A 15158-nucleotide genomic window follows, 5' to 3' on the forward strand; every position below is an offset into this window, starting at 1 on the left:
TCGTTGCCCACTGCGACAACACGGTAACCCTTTGATTCTCTGTAAATCAGTGTCACTTCGCCAGTCGCCCAGCGAAAAGGACCAACATCATGCGTACCGCCCTCATGCGCATCACCCTCACCACAGTGCTGGCCACCGCCGCCGCCCTCGGCACCGGCACCCTGACCGCCAGCGCCGCCACCGGAACAGTGGTCACCGACAGCGGCCAAGGCGTCGCCATCCGGTCCGGAAACGCGACCAGCTTCGGCTCGGTCGGCACCCAGCCCAACGGACCGGTCGAGATCGACTGTCAGATCTACGGCGAGCCCGTCACCGGTAAGTACGGCCGCAGCCTCGTCTGGGACCACATCCCCGGCAAGGGCTTCATCACCGACTCCTACGTCAACACCGGCAGCAGCGGCCTCATCGCTCCGCTCTGCACCAGCAACCCGCGCGCCGACGCCGCGATCGCCTGGTACGCCGCCCGCAGCGGCTCGACCGCCTACCAGGGGTACTGCGAGATGGCCGCCGAGAACTCGTACGGCAAGACCGCGATCTGGGCCTCCGCCAAGGCCGACTGGAACGACGCCGTGGCCCGCGGGGTCGCCCATCGCGGTGACCTGAACCCGCCGAAGGGCGCCCTGGTGTTCTGGGACCTGGCTGCGCCGTACGGCCACGTCGGAGTCGCCAAGGGAGACGGCACCTTCTGGGCCACCAGCGTCAGCGGCGCGATCGGCACCCGCGCACTGCCCTACTTCAACAGCTACCTCGGTTGGGCCTGGCCCAACTTCTGATCGCGAGCACCCGGACGCGCGTCCCGCCCCTCACGCGTCCGGGTGCTCGACCCTGTGTTCGATTCTGTCCAGCCAGTCCGACACCAGCGCGCGGTACGCCGCCAGCCCGGGCCCGGGCAGCAGGTGATCCTCCTGGTCCAGTACGGCGAACGTCGCGCGCGGATAGTCCTCGAGGATCGCCCACGCGTCGGCGTACCCGGCGGTGGTGTCCTGGCGGCCGGTCACGATCAGAGTCGGACGCTCGAAGCGGGCCGCGGGATCTTCGCGCAAGGCGTACGTCGTGACGTCTCGCTGGATGTGACCGAGGAACGCGAGGTCCGCGGCTGCCTCTGCGGCGTCGTAGTACTGATGCTGGCGTTGCCGATCCGGTGAGGCGACGAGGTGTTCGTCGGTCGGCAGGGTGCGTCGGGTGCGATCGACGACGATGCCTGGGGCCCTCAGCAACAACCCGAGGACCCGCGTCGGATCACGGCGCACGATGCCGCGGGCGTGCAGCCCGCCGGCCGACGTACCGGCCAACACGAACGGCTCGCCGCCGGACAGGTCGTCGACCAGCGCGGTGATTGCGTCGAGCATCCCGTCCTGGTCGGTGATCGACGGAACCGCCGGCGACTTCCCGGTGCCGGGGGGATCAACGTAGATCCGTCGCCAGCCCGCTCGGTCCGCGAAGACCGGCTCGTGGACGTCGCGACCTTCACCCGCATCGCCACCCCAGCTGGGCAGGAAGAAGATCGGACGGCCAGCTCCGAAAGACTCGTAGTACACGTGCCGACCCTAGCCAGGGCGTCAGCGGCTCAACGAGCCTTTCTCTTGGCAGCAGAATCCGGTGGGCGTTCGCCGGACCCGCGCTCGATCAGCCCGCAGGGAAGCACGATCCGCTGCGGCGGACGTGTGTCGGCGCCGGACGCGCGATCGAGCAGCAACCGCGCCGCGCTACGACCGAGCTCGGCGATGTCGGAGGCAACGACCGTGACCGGCGTCGGCAGCATGTCGGCCAGCCGGAAGTCGTCGAACCCGACCACGGCCGGCTCGCTCTTGAGTTGGCTGCCGAGCTCGCCGAGCGCACGCAGTACACCCTCGGTGAGGAAGTTCGTCGAGGCGAAGATCGCGGTCGGCGGATCCGGCCGCAGCATCACCTCGCGGGTCGCCTTCTCGGCGGCCTCCGCGTTGCCCTCGGGCAGCTGGATGACCAGCGACTCGTCGACGTCGATCCCCGCGGCCCGGTGCGCCCGCCGGAACCCGCGCAGCCGGCGTCCGATCGTGTAGTACGACGGTGCGAGCAGGATCGCGATCCGCTCATGCCCTTGCGCCAGCAGGTGCTCGGTCGCGAGCCGCCCGCCGCCTTCGTTGTCGACCATCACGATGTCCGCGTCGATACCGGTCGCCGGACGGTCGACGAACACCACAGGCACGCCGGCGCCTTCCAGGAACGCGTGATCGCCCTGGTCCGGCACGATCATCAGGCCCGCGACCTGCCTGCTGACGAGTTCCTGGATGGCCCGCTTCTCGCCCTCCGGGTCCTCGTCGACACTTCCCAGTACGACGGCGAACCCGGACTGCCCCGCGATCTCCAGCGACGACTTCGCGATCGTCGCGTAGAACGGGTTGGTCAGGTCACCCAGCACCAGGGCCAGACTGGTCGACTTCTTCCCTGGCCGCAGCGCCCGCGCGACCTCGTTGCGCTGGAACCCCAGCTCGTCGATCGCGGCCCGGACCCGCTGCGCGGTCTCGTCCCGGACACCATGCCCGCCGTTCACCACGCGCGACACCGTGCCGAGCCCGACACCGGCCCGTCGGGCGACGTCGATCATCGTCGGCCGGGAGACCTCCGGCTTGGTTGGAAACGTTTCGGACACGGGGTTGACTTCCTTTTCGCGACACGGCATCGTCACCCAACAGTAAAACGTTGGAAACGTTACCGTCCAGGAGGCCGGATGAATCGTTCTTCTCTTGGGACACCGGGCCGGAGGCGATCCGCCCGCGCCGGCATGAGCCGCAACGCCGGCTCCGATGTGAAGGCGGCGTACCTGTTCATCGCACCGGCGATGATCGGGTTCTTCGTCTTCGTGGGGTACCCGCTGGTCCGGTCGTTCTACCTCGCGCTGACCAAGTACAACGGGCTGACCGATCCGATCTTCGTTGGCCTGGGCAACTTCCGCCGGATGTTCACGACCGACCCGGCGTTCTGGCCGGCGCTGCGGGCAACCGGGTACCTGGTGGTCCTGTATGTCCCGCTGTCGCTGGTCATCGGGCTGGCGCTGGCGATGTTCTGCAACCAGCGGTTCGCCGGCGTGCGGGTGGTCCGGACGCTGGCGTACCTGCCGGTCGTGCTGCCCGCGGTCGCGACGATCACGCTGTGGAAGTTCATGCTCGACCCGCAGGTCGGCCTGCTGAACACGCTCCTCGACCGGATCGGGCTGCCGACCAGCCTGTGGTTGCAGAGCCCGAAGATGTCGATGCCCTCGGTCGTGCTGGTGATGCTGTGGGGCGTCGGCGGGACGATGATCATCTTCCTGGCCGCGCTCCAGTCGGTGCCGACCGAGCTGTACGAAGCGGCCAAGGTCGACGGCGCCGGACCGTGGTCGGTGTTCTTCCGGATCACGATGCCGATGATCAGCCCGATCATCCTGCTGCAGGTGATCCTGCAGACCACCGCCGCACTGCAGACGTTCAACCAGCCGAAGATCCTGACCGCCGGCGGACCGGGGTTCAGCACCAATGTGCTGATGCTGTCGATCTACAACAACGGCTTCCCCACCCTGGGCCGGATCCCGCAGCTCGGGTACGCATCCGCGCAGGTGTGGGTGCTGTTCATCATCATCATCGCCGTGATCGCCCTGACCGCGAAGTTCTCCTCACTCTGGACGTACAGTGACAGCACTTCAGACTGAAGCCTCCGTGACGGAGGCGACCGAGGCCGCGCCCCCGGCGAAGAAGAAACCCCGCGTGCTCGGTACGACGTCGTGGTACGTCGTCGCGCTGTTCATCTGCGCCGTGATGGTGGTGCCGCTGCTGTGGATGATCACGATCGGCCTGAAGAGCCGGACCGCCGTGTTCGACATCCCGCCGAAGCTGCTGCCGCACGAGTTCCACTGGAGCAACTTCATCAACGGACCGCAGGTGATCCACTTCCCGCGGCTGTTCCTGAACTCGATGATCATCACCTCGCTCAGCGTGCTCGGCGGCGTGATGACCGCGATGATGGCCGGCTACGCGCTGGCCCGGTTGCGGTTCCCCGGCCGCAAGCTGTGGTTCTACCTGTTCGTCGGCAGCATGTTGCTGCCGGGTGTGGTCGGGCTGATCCCGTTGTTCCAGCTGTACAAGAGCATCGGCTGGTACGACACCTGGCTGCCGCTGATCGTGCCGGCGTTCCTGGGCGGGAATCCGCTCTTCATCTTCCTGGCTCGCCAGTACTTTCTCGCGATCCCCTATTCCATCGATGAAGCGGCCAAGATCGACGGCGCCGGACACCTGCGGATCTTCGTCAGCGTGATGCTGCCGTTGACTCGGCCGGCCTGGCTGACGATGGCGATCCTCGCGTTCCAGGCGTCGTGGAACGACTTCCTGAACCCGCTGGTCTACCTGTACTCGTCCGGCAAGTGGCCGTTGTCGGTGGGGATGGCGTCGTTCATCTCCCCGTTCGCCGGGAAGACGCCGGACTGGAGCTACTACATGGCCACCAACCTGCTGTACATGCTGCCGCCGCTGATCATCTTCTTCGCCGCGCAGCGCTACTTCATCCAGGGCCTCGGCGCTCTCGGCAGCACGAATCAGAAATAGAAGGAGAACCTTGTGAAGAGGACATTGGGCGTCACCGCGCTGGCCTGTGCCGGGTTGCTGGCGGCAACGGCCTGCAGCGGGTCGGACTCCGGCGGCGGCTCGAGCAGCGGCCCGGTCACCGTCACCGTGATGACGTGGGAGTCGGCCGAGACCAACGCCGCGATCAAGAAGGCGCTCGCGGACTTCAAGGACGACAACATCACGGTCCAGCTGATGGACACCCCGGCCGGCAACTTCGGCGACAAACTCGCCTCGCTGACCCAGGCGAAGAAGCTGCCGGACCTGTTCTGGTGCGGTAACGACACCGAGCAGCAGTACACCTCGCAGGGCCTGCTGGTCGACTGGGCCGACAAGATCAAGAACGGCGACGGCGACTTCAAGGCGGACAACTTCGTGTCGTCCGCGATGGACAACTGGAAGACGTCCGACGGTCAGATGGGCGGCCTGCCGTCACTGATGAACACGTACGGCGTCTGGTACAACGCCGACGCGTTCACCGCGGCCGGTCTGCCGCTGCCGAAGGCCGGCTGGACGTGGGACGAGATGTACGCCGACGCCGCGAAGCTGGCCAACAAGAACGGCGCGAAGTACGGCCTGGTCGCCGACCAGCTGACCTCCGCCGACGGTCCCTTCACGATGAGCATGTACTCCGTATCGGCCGGCGGCGCGCCGTTCACCGACAACGTGAACCACCCGACCAAGGCCGAGGCCGACGACAAGTACACGGAAGGCGTCGAGAAACTGACCGCCGCGATCAAGAACGGATCGGTCGCGCCGCCCGGGTACGACGCCTCGAACGTGCAGTCGCTGTTCTCGGCCGGCAAGGTGCCGATGACGTTCGGCGGGCAGTGGCTGGCGGCCGGGTTCCAGACCGACAAGCCGAAGGTCAAGTACGGGTTCGCGCCGTTCCCGCAGGTGCAGACGCCGACCACGCTGTACGACTCGGTCGGCATCTGCACGCCGCAGTACACGAAGGACCAGGACGCGACGTACAAGGTGCTCGAGTACATCAACACCAAGGTCTGGGACGCCGTGCTGCCGGCCTCCCCGGTGGCGCCGCCGGCGTACAAGCCGGCTCAGACGAGCTACTTCGACGCGCTCACCAAGGCCCAGCAGCCCACTGTCGCCGACACGGTCAAGGCCGACCTCGGCGCCGAGAAGACGGTCGGCGTCCGCTTCACCACCCAGTGGGCACAGCAGGTCGGTGACCTGACCACGGCCAATTACCAGCCCATCCTGAGCGGTAAGAAGCCGATCACCGACCTACCTGCCTACATCGACAAGATCAACGGATTGATCAAGCAGGGCGGCTAGGGTCAACGAAGTACATAAAGGAAAGAACAGAGATCTAGAGAAGTAGCTGGCTTCGGTGATCGGCCGCGAGGCGGCCGGTCGGAGCCCGACCACGTTCCCCTTTGTTCTTTGCTCTTTCTTCAAGTAACCCTCTTCTATGGCTGCTTTGTCACACTGCTTGCCACAGTGACAGGGCGAAGCGGGCTTCACTGTCGGTCCACCATGCGGCCGGGGTGAAGCCCGCTTTGTCGAGTTCGGCCTCGACGCCGGAGCGGTGGAACTTGGCGGAGATCTCGGTGCTGAGCTCCTCGCCCTCGTCGAAGGTCACTTCCAGATGGATCTCCGGGATCAGCACCTGCATAGCCCGGGTGGCCCGCAGGTGCATCTCGATCCACTCGTTGTCGGCGTCCCAGATCGCCACGTGCTCGAACGCGTCGACGTCGAAGTCCGCGCCGAGCTGCCGGTTGATGACCCGCAGCACGTTCTTGTTGAACTCCGCGGTGACGCCGGCCGAGTCGTCGTACGCCGCGACCAGGGTGGCCGGATCCTTGACCAGATCGGTGCCGAGCAGCAGCCATTCGCCGGCCTCGAGGACGTCGCGGATCGAGGTGTAGAACGCCTCACGCTCGGCCGGGATCAGGTTGCCGATCGTGCCGCCGAGGAAGGCGACGATCCGCGGCGGCTCGCCGGGCAACTTGTCCAGGTGCGCGGTGAAGTCGCCGACGACACCGCGAACCTCGAGCGTCGGGTAGTCGACGTTGATGGCGTCGGAGGCCTCTCGGAGCGCCGACTCGGACACGTCGAGCGGCACGAAGCTCGTCAGCGTGCCGCGGTCGCGCAGCCCGTCCAGCAGCAGCCGGGTCTTCTCCGACGATCCGGATCCGAGCTCGACCAGCGTGTGCGCCTTGGTGATCGCCGCGATCTCGCCGGCCCGGGCGCGCAGGATCTCCCGCTCGGCCCGGGTCGGGTAGTACTCCGGCAGGCGGGTGATCTCCTCGAACAGCTCACTCCCCCGCGCGTCGTAGAACCACTTCGGCGGCAACCACTTCGGCGTCGCCGACAACCCGGCCCGAACGTCCTCCCGCAGCGCACGGGCCACATAGTCCGGCGTCAGATGTACGTCGATGAGGGTCACTCTTGTCCTTCCATCGGGGTGATGTGCAAGGTCGTGGCGGTAGCCACGAGCAATGAGCGATCGGGCACTTCGGTCCACTGGTGGGGACCGAACGGTTCGGAGCTGACGGTCACCGAATCGGCCGTCTGGTGGACGTGCAGGGAGTGGGTCCACGTCGTTGCGATGAGTTGCTCGCCATCGGTGAGCAGGACATTCAGCCGGGCGCCGGGCGCAGCCGCTTCAACTTCTTGTACGACGGTTGCCACGGCGTCGGCCGGCGGAACGCCTTCGGTGAGGCGGTTGGTGATGAGGGCCCAGAGCAACGCCGAGTCGACCGAGGCATCGAGCTGGAGCAGGTCGGCGACCGGGAGTCGCTCGGCCAGCTTCAGGGTCGAGTCCGGCCAGCCGGGGATCCGTCCGTTGTGACTGAACAGCCAGTCGCCGAGCATGAACGGTGCGACCGCCGCCTGCCCGTACGGCATGTTGACGGTCCCGTTGCGGATGGCGGCGATGACGGCACCGGAGCGGATCGAGCCGGCCAGACCGGGGAGGTTCTCGTCGGTCCAGATCGGCACGTTCCGCCGGTACCGGACGGGGCCGCCGGACACGGCGACGTCACCTTCGGGATACCAGCCCAGGCCGAAGCCATCGGCGTTGACCGAGCCGCCGCCGCGCATGTCGGCGGGGGCCCAGCTCTGTTCGTAGATCGAATGGTCGGGGTCGAGGACGAGGGACGCCAGGGTGACCGGCGGGCCGAGGTAGGCCAGATGGCGGCACATCAGTCGTGCAGCTCCTCGGGACGCGGGTCGCGGGCGCAGCGGAAGCCGGCGAAGATCTGCCGGCGGATCGGGTAGTCCCAGTTGCGGAAGGTGCCACGGGCAACGACCTCGTCGGTTCCGAACGAGCCGCCGCGGAGGACCTTGTAGTCGGGACCGAAGAAGACCAGCGAGTACTCGTCGTACGGCCAGGCGCGGAAGCCGGGGTATCCGTGGAAGTCGCTCGACGTCCACTCCCAGATGTCCCCGATCAACTGCTCGACACCCAGCGGCGACGCGCCCGCCGGGTACGCACCGACCGGTGCCGGCCTGAGGTGGCGTTGGCCGAGGTTCGCATGCTGCGGGCCGGGTGACTCGTCGCCCCACGGGAAGCGTCGCGTCCGGCCGCTGGCCTGGTCGAACCGGGCCGCGAACTCCCACTCCTCCTCGGTCGGCAGCCGCTTCCCGGCCCACTTCGCGTAGGCCTCCGCCTCGTAGAAGCAGACGTGCATGACCGGCTCGTCCAGCGGCAACCGCTCCTGGTGCCCGAACCTGAGGCGCGACCACTCCCCACTGTCGTGAGACCAGAACCGCGGCGCGACCAGCGAAGCCTTCTGCACATGCGCCCAGCCGGTGTCGGACCACCATTGCGGATCCTGATACCCACCGGCGAGCACGAAGCCCAGGTAGTCCCCGTTCGTCACCGGGACTGTGTCGATCACGTACGGCGCGACGTGCACCGCGTGGGCCGGTCGCTCGTTGTCCAGCGCCCACGGCTCGATCGACGTACCCATCTCGAACACACCGCCCGGGACGAACACCTCCCTGCGGGGCAGCTCACGTCCGGGAGGCGGCGGCGGTGCGTCGAGCACGGGTGCACCGGCCCGGAGCTGGTGCGTCGCCAGCATCGTCTCGTCGTGCTGCTGCTCGTGCTGCGTGATCATGCCGAACGCGAACGCGTTGTCGACGAGCTCACGCCCGGCGTCGAACTTCACGTGGTCCAGCACGTCCATGACTTTGTCGCGCACCTCGGTCACGTACGCACGGGTCTCGGACGGGCCGAGCAGCGGCAGCGACGGCCGCTCCGCGCGCGGGTGCTCGAACGCGTCGTACAGCTCGTCGATGTCCTGGCGCAGCGGCTCGCGGCCGCCGACGTCGCGGACCAGCCAGAGCTCCTCCTGGTTGCCGATGTGCGCGTAGTCCCAGACCAGCGGCGACATCAGCTTGGAGTGCTGCCGGACCAGGTCGTCGGTGTCGACCGCGTCGGTCAGCTGCACGGTCCGCGACCGGGACCGCTCCAGCTGCTCGCCGACGAAGGTCCGCAGGCCTTCCGGTGACAGATCTGATAGTTGGTGATTCACGAAGCTCGCCTTCCGTGGGTGTCGTCGACGATGCGCTGCAGCCGGGTTGCGACGGCAGCGATGAGTTCGGGATCCGCACCGGTCCGGTCCAGCACCTCGGTGCCCAGGTCGACCACGTCTCGCGCGGCCTGCAGGACCAACTTGTCCTCCAGCCCTTCACGGGCCGCCGGGAACCAGCGGCCCGCTGCGGGCTCGGCTGCGGCCAGCACCTGGTCCATCGGTGCGGACATCAGTGCGGTGAGCAGCAGGGTCGGGGCGATCCACCCGTCGCCCGGCTGCGCGTCGAGGTAACGCACCTCGAGGTACCCGCGCGGTCGCACGGGCGGGAACAGCGTGGACAGGTGATAGTCCAGGTCGTCGTACGTCGGTCTGTCGGGCACCTGTCCGTCGGCCAGTCCGTCGGCCCAGGCGCCGAAGGTCAGACCGGTCGGTGCATCCCAGGTGTCGCCGCGCCGTAGGCACAGCACCGGCGCCTCCATCGCCATCCGCGCCCACGCCGCAGCCGGGTCGCCGTCCAGCGGTGGCGGCTCGGTGAACGGGGCACAGGTCCCGAAGGTCGCCTCGGTCCGGGCAGAGGCCCATCCGGTGTCCGAACCGGCGCGACGACGGGAGTTGGCGAAGAGGCCGACGAGGGCGGGACCCAGATCGTGCAGCGCGCGCCAGCGCAGTGCGGTCTCGTCCTGTTCGCCGGCGTCGAGGCAGATCTGCAGGCCCGCCGTACTGCACATCATCCGCGGGCCGTGCGGTCCGAGCCGCTGGAATGCGTGTTCCATCGCCGCGTAGCGCGGGACGGTGAGGATACGGCGGGGTGCGCGGAACGGGTCCAGGCCGTGGGCGCCGGGAATCAGGTCCGCGTCGAGGAGGAGCGCCGTGAGCTCGGCGGCGTCGGCGGCGGTGTCGTCGATCAACCGGGGAATCGATTCCGCCGCGGGTACAGAAATCTCGACCTGGCCACCGGGCTCGACGGTGACCAGAGCGCCCCGGCTCAGCGGCAGTTGCGGACTGCCTCTCACCAGGGTCGCGGGGGCATGCAGCCCCAGGGCTTTGCTCAACCGGCCGGCGTCGAGGGGCCGGTGCGGATCATCCGCGTGATGCACTGTCCACTCGAGCTCGACGCCGAACAACCGAGGTGGACCGTGCTTGAAACAGACCATCGCGACGTACCCCTCCGCTTCGGCCCGCGAGCCGATCGGAGTCGTCGCCGGAGAACCACCGGGCGAGGTCACGTCAGCGAACCTAGCTCCGGACCCAAAACTGGACAACCGACCAGGAATTACCCGTCGGTGACATCTGCGCTGCCTGTCGTTTCATGCCCAGCATGCTTCCCGAGCCCACCGACACTTTTCCGGCCACATCAGGACACCCAATTTCGCCCTGAGCGAAATACGGTCGATAGGCCTGCTGCCCGACTTGGTTAGGGTCTGGGGGTGACTGTTCTGACGCGGTGGCACGTGGGTCCGTGGACGACGCGCGGGACTCGGCCTGGGGAGCCGTTCGAGCCTGGGGTCAAGCGCACGCCGGATGAGTTGAACTTCGATGTGGTGGGGTTGGCTCGGATTCTGGGGCGGCGGTTGTCGGGGCGGGATGAGTTGCAGGTTCGGCTTTGGCAGAACGAGTTGCGGCCGACACACACGCGGCTGGTCGGAGTACACACGTTGGCCGACCCGTCCAATGCCCAGCTCCTCCAGGACACCGCTCGCGAAGCTCTTGCCTGGCTGGGTGAGCGGGCGCCGGCTGGCTACCAGTTCGTGCTGACTGATTCGGTGGAGTTGCGGCCGGTGCTCGACGTCGACGCCGAGGTGGTGGCGGTTGATGCGGTTGTTGAGCTTGCCGGTGTGGACCTGCCGGCAGCACGGCTCGCGGCGGCTCACGTACGACGTGCTGCGTCGGGTGACTGGTACGCCGGCGACGCCGTGTGCAACTGGTCCGGTCCACACGAGTCGCCAGACGCCGCAGTCGCCGTCGTACGAGCGGCACGGGCTGAGCTGGTCGACCAGCTTCGAGCAGGTGGTCGCGATGACCTAGCCGCTACCTCCGTCCGTTGGCCCGACGTGCCGGTCGAGCACTAACCAGCGGTTTGCGGTGACTTTTCGGCGCTGGGCGACTGTTTCTTTCCGGAAAGCTGCCGGGTGAGGAAGACCAGCTCGGCTTCGACGACTTGCTCGTGGGCGTCGAGGAACGGGGCGTAGTGGCCGCCGGGGACCTGGAGAACCGTGGCGTCCGGGGTTTGGGCAGCGGCCTTCAGAGCGGGTGCCGCGAGGGCGGACTGGTCGTCCTCGCAGACGACGTACAGGAGCGGGCAGCGGACGTTCGGGGCGTACTTGATCGGGCGATAGAGGGCGGCCGGGAAGACGGAGCGGGCGGCGAGAGTCTGCTGCCAGTCGCGGTAGCGGTTGTCGGGGTCCAGGGCCTCGTCGGTCTGCTGGGCGTCGGGGGTGTTGAGGAGGGCAACTGTGCCGGGTGGGCCGGCCAGCGCTACCAGTCGGGGTTTGCGGCCGAACAGGGCGCCCAGGTTGTCGAGGATGGCGCGGCCTACCAGGCGGAGGGCGGCGCCGGGGGTTTGATAGCGGGAGGCGTTCCGGGTGACGGTGGGGCCGTCCACGTTCGGCGACTGGGCGATGGCGGCGGAGATGCCGAGGTCCTCCGACGCGAGCTGAAGGATGTAGCCGCCGGGGAGTGAGAACGCCCAGATGGCTACCCGCTCGACGCCCGGAAGCGTGGCGGCGTGGGCGATCGCGGACCGCCAGTCGTCGAGTTGGTCGGGGATCCGGGCGACCTGGCGAGGTTCGCCGGCGCTCTCGCCGAAGTTCCGGTGGTCGAAGGCCAGCACGCTGAACCCGGCCGCGTTGAACCGCTCCGCGAAGCGGTCCGTCCCCGGCTCCTTCGTCACTGCGAAGCCGCCGGTCATCACCACGCACCCACCGTTGGTCCCCGGGTAGTGCCAGGCCGCGCATGCGACCCCACCGCTGATGAAGCTCACTTTCTCGCGCATGAGAAAAGTGAACCACGTGGTTCGCAAACTGTCCAGGAGACTTAGGGTGCCTGCTCCTCGCGCTCCAAGGCACGGGTCAGGGCCGCCAGTCCGGCCTCGATCCCGGCGGCGTCGCCGCTCGTCCGCCACTCGATCAGGAAGCCGCGGAGAGTGGCGAGGATCAACTCGGCAACCTCCTGCCGGCGTTGCTCGGACCAGGACTGCGGGCACAGCGACAGGAGTGTGGGCAGGTACTGGCGTGAGGCGGTGCGCGCGAGGTCGGCGTACCGCGGGGCGTCGTACATCGCGAGGCCGATCGCCTGGTCGAGGACCCACGATTCCTCGCCGATGAGCGTCGGCCACATGGAGCGCACGCGGTCCGCGAGCGAGCGGTCGCCGGGACCTTCGGCTGCGGCGGCGAGTGCGCGGGTGATGCGTCGTTCGCGGAGTTGCAGGACCGCTTGGGTGAGCAGGTCCTCGGCGCCGTCGAAGTGGTACAGCAGCACCTTGTGCGTCGTGCCCGCCGCCCGCGCCGCGCGGCGGAGCGAGAAGTCGACCAGGCCGTTCGTCCCGAGCTCGTCCGCGACCTTGTCGAGCAGCTCGCGGCGCCGCGCTTCACCCCGCGGCGACTTCACCGATCGCCGATACCCCGTCCGTTCCTCAGTCACCCGGTCAGTATCTAGGTGAACGACGCGACGAGGTAGCCGACGCCGTACGGAGCGGCGTTGTAGGTCAGGTCGGGCGTGAGCGTCGCACCCTCGAGGGCGCCGGCGAGAGCTTGCCAGGGGCCTCGGCCGGCGGCTTGCAGTTCGGTACCGAGGTCTGGGTCGAGGGCTTTCAGTACGTCGAGATCGCTGTGCTGCAAGGCGGTTGCGACGGTCGTGTCGAAGATCTCCGCGCGGGGGTGGAGGTGGACCGGTGAATGCTCACTGCGGCGCGCGGAGCCGTCACCCATCACCAGCAAGCCGACGCGGTCGTTGCCTGCAGCGATCTCTCGACCGAGGCGGACGCAGTCGTCCGGCGATGTAGTTGCCGGTACGGCGACGTACGTGCGAGGCAACCGCGCCGCCTTCGATTGCTCCAGCAGCCACCCACCGATCGCGAGCGACAGCGGGAGAACGGGGTCGCCGCCGCCGATCCGCACTCCGGGCGCACCGTACGCCGCGAACGAGCCGCCTGCCGCAGCGGGGAACCGTACCAAACCGTATGGTACGGCGGGCGCCGAGCCGACGACCACGATCGTGGATGCGGTGGACAGGGCGTCGATCGCGGCCAGGCAGGCGGTGCGGAGGTCGTCGAGTTCGGGAGCTGCGCCGGAAGCGACTTCGGGCACGAGCAACGGCGGATGCGGGCAGACTGCAGCGGCGACAACGGGCATGACCTACACCTTCCGGCGATCAGGGGGCATGGGGTCAGGCCTCTCGGGTGTAGCGGAAGAAGAGGTAGTCGTCCTCGGCCTGCAGGGTCGTCCGGAGTTTCATCTGGCGGGTGAGGGTCGTCGGCAGGCCTGCTGTGATGCGACCGGAGCCGGGGCCGGCCAGGAGCGGGGCCAGGGCCAGGCAAAGCTCGTCAACCAGGTCGGCCTCGGTGAGCGCGCCCAAGAGGTGCGGCCCACCCTCACAAAGGATCTGCGGCATCTCCCGCGCCGCCAACTCGTCGACAACCGCCCGCAGATCAACCTCACCCGAACCCAGGACGATCAGGTCGGCCACCTCCCCCAGCGCCTCCCGCCGATCCGCCGGCGACGCTTCGTGCGTCACGACGATCGGCCGTACGGCGGACTGGAACACCGGGTTCACCGGGCTCAGCTCGAGCCGCGACGACACGATCGCCAGCGTCGGGTTCTCCGCGAGCCCCGCCGCCGTACGCCACTCCCGCGCCGCCTTCGACAACCGCAGCGGGTTGTACCCCTCGTCGCGGATCGTCCCGGCGCCGACCAGCACCACGTCCGCCAGCCGCCGGACCATGCTGAACACCCGGCTGTCCGAGTCGCTCGACAGCGCCTTCGACTTCCCGTCGATCTCGACCGCGCCGTCCAGGCTGCTGACGAAGTTCGCCCGCAGGTGCGGCGCCGACCGGTCCTCGACCTCGTAGACGCCGATCAGTTCCTCGTCGGACAGTTCCTCGAGTCCACGCATCAGGCCAGGCTCCTTCGGGTTCCGGCAGGCTGCGCGCTGCCCCGCAGTACGGCGATGAAATCGAGCGCCTGGCGAGCCGCCGGTACGTCGTGCACCCGGAAGACCCGCGCACCGAGCCAGGCGGAGACGCTCAGCGCCGCCAGCGTTCCGTTGCCACGCTGCCCCGGCGGCAACTCCAGCGTCTCGCCGATGAAGTCCTTGTTCGACACCGCGACAAGCACCGGCCAGCCCGTCGCGGCAAGCTCGTCAAGGCGGCGGGTCAGCTCCAGCGACTGCAGCGTGTTCTTGCCAAAGTCATGCGTCGGGTCAATCAGGATCCCGTCCGGCCGTACGCCGGCTTCGACGGCCCGATCCGCGAGCGCGGTCGTCGTACGGATCACGTCGGCGACCACGTCGTCGAACGCCATCCGGTGCGGGTCCGTGCGCGGAGAGAGACCGCCGACATGGCTGCAGACCAGCCCGGTCCCGGCCTCGGCGGCGGCGTACACGAGGTCCGGGTCGGCGCCCGCCCAGGTGTCGTTGAGGAGATCCGCGCCGGCCTCGGCGACCCGGCGCGCGACGCCGCTGCGGTACGTGTCCACGCTGATCACCAGCGACGGGTGGCGTGCCCGGATACCGGCCACGAAGTCCACGGTCCGCCGAAGCTCCTCGTCCTCGCTGACGGGTTCGCCGTACCCGGCCTTCACGCCCCCGATATCGACCAGGTCGGCACCGTCCGCGACCGCCTGGTCGATGGCTGCGTACGCCGCGTCGGTGGCGTAGGTCGCACCGCGATCGAAGAACGAGTCCGGGGTCCGGTTGATGATCGCCATCAGGGCGAACTCACCTGCCGCGAACGACCGGTTGCCCAGCCGCAGTACGCCGTCGCGCTCGTCCGTCACGCCACCGACTGTAATGGGCGGATCCGCACGCCATCACAATCGGCACCCCGACCGCCCATCCAGGCTGCGGCCGCCCCTGAGCGGTGGATTGT

16 protein-coding genes are annotated in these 15158 nt (G+C 68.2%); 5 read left to right on the forward strand and 11 right to left on the reverse strand.

The features are described from left to right. Positions 1-89 precede the first annotated feature (89 nt). Positions 90-773 carry a CHAP domain-containing protein gene (locus tag EV645_RS03055; protein ID WP_130439524.1) on the forward strand — a complete coding sequence of 228 codons (684 nt, stop codon included), beginning with the start codon at positions 90-92 and terminating at the stop codon, positions 771-773. Positions 774-803: 30 nt separating this feature from the next. On the opposite strand, the gene EV645_RS03060 is transcribed toward EV645_RS03055, so the two are convergent. Continuing rightward, on the reverse strand, positions 804-1538 hold the full coding sequence (locus EV645_RS03060; protein ID WP_130439526.1) for an alpha/beta fold hydrolase: 735 nt from the start codon (positions 1536-1538) through the stop codon (positions 804-806). A gap of 29 nt (positions 1539-1567) precedes the next feature. Further along, a complete protein-coding gene (locus tag EV645_RS03065; protein WP_242000177.1) occupies positions 1568-2629 on the reverse strand; it encodes a LacI family DNA-binding transcriptional regulator in 1062 nt (353 codons plus the stop codon). A gap of 78 nt (positions 2630-2707) precedes the next feature. On the opposite strand from EV645_RS03065, the gene EV645_RS03070 reads away from it, so the two are divergent. The 3 genes from EV645_RS03070 to EV645_RS03080 are packed head-to-tail and all read left to right on the forward strand — an operon-like array spanning position 2708 to position 5867. After that, positions 2708-3664 (forward strand): carbohydrate ABC transporter permease, encoded by a 957-nt coding sequence (locus EV645_RS03070; RefSeq protein ID WP_198681441.1) that lies wholly within the window; start codon positions 2708-2710, stop codon positions 3662-3664. 7 nt (positions 3665-3671) lie between these two features. Continuing rightward, positions 3672-4553, forward strand: a complete 882-nt coding sequence (locus EV645_RS03075; RefSeq protein WP_242000178.1) for a carbohydrate ABC transporter permease — start codon at positions 3672-3674, stop codon at positions 4551-4553. Positions 4554-4565: 12 nt separating this feature from the next. Next, a complete protein-coding gene (locus EV645_RS03080; protein WP_130439528.1) occupies positions 4566-5867 on the forward strand; it encodes an ABC transporter substrate-binding protein in 1302 nt (433 codons plus the stop codon). 148 nt (positions 5868-6015) lie between these two features. On the opposite strand, the gene egtD is transcribed toward EV645_RS03080, so the two are convergent. Genes egtD through EV645_RS03100 form a run of 4 tightly spaced genes read right to left on the reverse strand, consistent with a single transcriptional unit; the run spans position 6016 to position 10302 of the window. Next, entirely contained in the window at positions 6016-6981 is a 966-nt protein-coding gene (egtD, locus tag EV645_RS03085) for an L-histidine N(alpha)-methyltransferase (protein WP_130439530.1), read from the reverse strand. Beyond that, positions 6978-7739: an ergothioneine biosynthesis protein EgtC gene (gene egtC / locus EV645_RS03090; RefSeq protein WP_130439532.1), complete on the reverse strand. Its 762-nt coding sequence runs from the start codon at positions 7737-7739 to the stop codon at positions 6978-6980. Before egtC ends, egtD begins: the two co-directional genes overlap by 4 nt. Continuing rightward, entirely contained in the window at positions 7739-9076 is a 1338-nt protein-coding gene (egtB, locus tag EV645_RS03095) for an ergothioneine biosynthesis protein EgtB (protein WP_130439534.1), read from the reverse strand. The genes egtC and egtB overlap by 1 nt, the downstream gene beginning before the upstream one ends. Next, the gene (locus tag EV645_RS03100; protein ID WP_130439536.1) at positions 9073-10302 is read right to left on the reverse strand and encodes a glutamate-cysteine ligase family protein; all 1230 of its coding nucleotides are present in this window, start codon (positions 10300-10302) and stop codon (positions 9073-9075) included. Before EV645_RS03100 ends, egtB begins: the two co-directional genes overlap by 4 nt. Before the next feature lie 201 nt (positions 10303-10503). Here EV645_RS03100 and EV645_RS03105 point away from each other — a divergent pair, with 201 nt between their 5' ends. Beyond that, positions 10504-11145, forward strand: a complete 642-nt coding sequence (locus tag EV645_RS03105) for a hypothetical protein (protein ID WP_130439538.1) — start codon at positions 10504-10506, stop codon at positions 11143-11145. Here the strand turns inward: EV645_RS03105 and EV645_RS03110 are convergent. The 5 genes from EV645_RS03110 to folP are packed head-to-tail and all read right to left on the reverse strand — an operon-like array spanning position 11142 to position 14997. Next, complete coding sequence (locus EV645_RS03110; RefSeq protein ID WP_130439540.1) at positions 11142-12068, reverse strand: alpha/beta hydrolase; 927 nt, start codon at positions 12066-12068, stop codon at positions 11142-11144. The two genes, EV645_RS03105 and EV645_RS03110, sit on opposite strands and share 4 nt — an antisense overlap. A 41-nt stretch (positions 12069-12109) precedes the next feature. Next, positions 12110-12715, reverse strand: a complete 606-nt coding sequence (locus EV645_RS03115) for a TetR/AcrR family transcriptional regulator (protein ID WP_130439542.1) — start codon at positions 12713-12715, stop codon at positions 12110-12112. A gap of 11 nt (positions 12716-12726) precedes the next feature. After that, the gene (locus EV645_RS03120) at positions 12727-13425 is read right to left on the reverse strand and encodes a class III extradiol dioxygenase subunit B-like domain-containing protein (RefSeq protein WP_130439544.1); all 699 of its coding nucleotides are present in this window, start codon (positions 13423-13425) and stop codon (positions 12727-12729) included. Positions 13426-13459: 34 nt separating this feature from the next. Further along, on the reverse strand, positions 13460-14185 hold the full coding sequence (locus tag EV645_RS03125) for a pyrimidine reductase family protein (protein WP_130439546.1): 726 nt from the start codon (positions 14183-14185) through the stop codon (positions 13460-13462). Continuing rightward, a complete protein-coding gene (gene folP / locus EV645_RS03130; protein WP_130443439.1) occupies positions 14185-14997 on the reverse strand; it encodes a dihydropteroate synthase in 813 nt (270 codons plus the stop codon). Before folP ends, EV645_RS03125 begins: the two co-directional genes overlap by 1 nt. Between the last annotated feature and the right edge of the window lie 161 nt (positions 14998-15158).

It is taken from the genome of Kribbella rubisoli, from assembly GCF_004217145.1.
Classification (GTDB): domain Bacteria; phylum Actinomycetota; class Actinomycetes; order Propionibacteriales; family Kribbellaceae; genus Kribbella; species Kribbella rubisoli.

What these genes read in the sequence shown, in the direction of transcription:
- EV645_RS03110 (WP_130439540.1), bottom strand. Translation starts at nt 12,068, where the DNA reads ATGCGCGAGAAAGTGAGCTTCATCAGCGGTGGGGTCGCATGCGCGGCC.
- EV645_RS03070 (WP_198681441.1), top strand. Translation starts at nt 2,708, where the DNA reads ATGAATCGTTCTTCTCTTGGGACACCGGGCCGGAGGCGATCCGCCCGC.
- egtC (WP_130439532.1), bottom strand. Translation starts at nt 7,739, where the DNA reads ATGTGCCGCCATCTGGCCTACCTCGGCCCGCCGGTCACCCTGGCGTCC.
- EV645_RS03120 (WP_130439544.1), bottom strand. Translation starts at nt 13,425, where the DNA reads ATGCCCGTTGTCGCCGCTGCAGTCTGCCCGCATCCGCCGTTGCTCGTG.
- folP (WP_130443439.1), bottom strand. Translation starts at nt 14,997, where the DNA reads ATGGCGATCATCAACCGGACCCCGGACTCGTTCTTCGATCGCGGTGCG.
- EV645_RS03055 (WP_130439524.1), top strand. Translation starts at nt 90, where the DNA reads ATGCGTACCGCCCTCATGCGCATCACCCTCACCACAGTGCTGGCCACC.
- EV645_RS03125 (WP_130439546.1), bottom strand. Translation starts at nt 14,185, where the DNA reads ATGCGTGGACTCGAGGAACTGTCCGACGAGGAACTGATCGGCGTCTAC.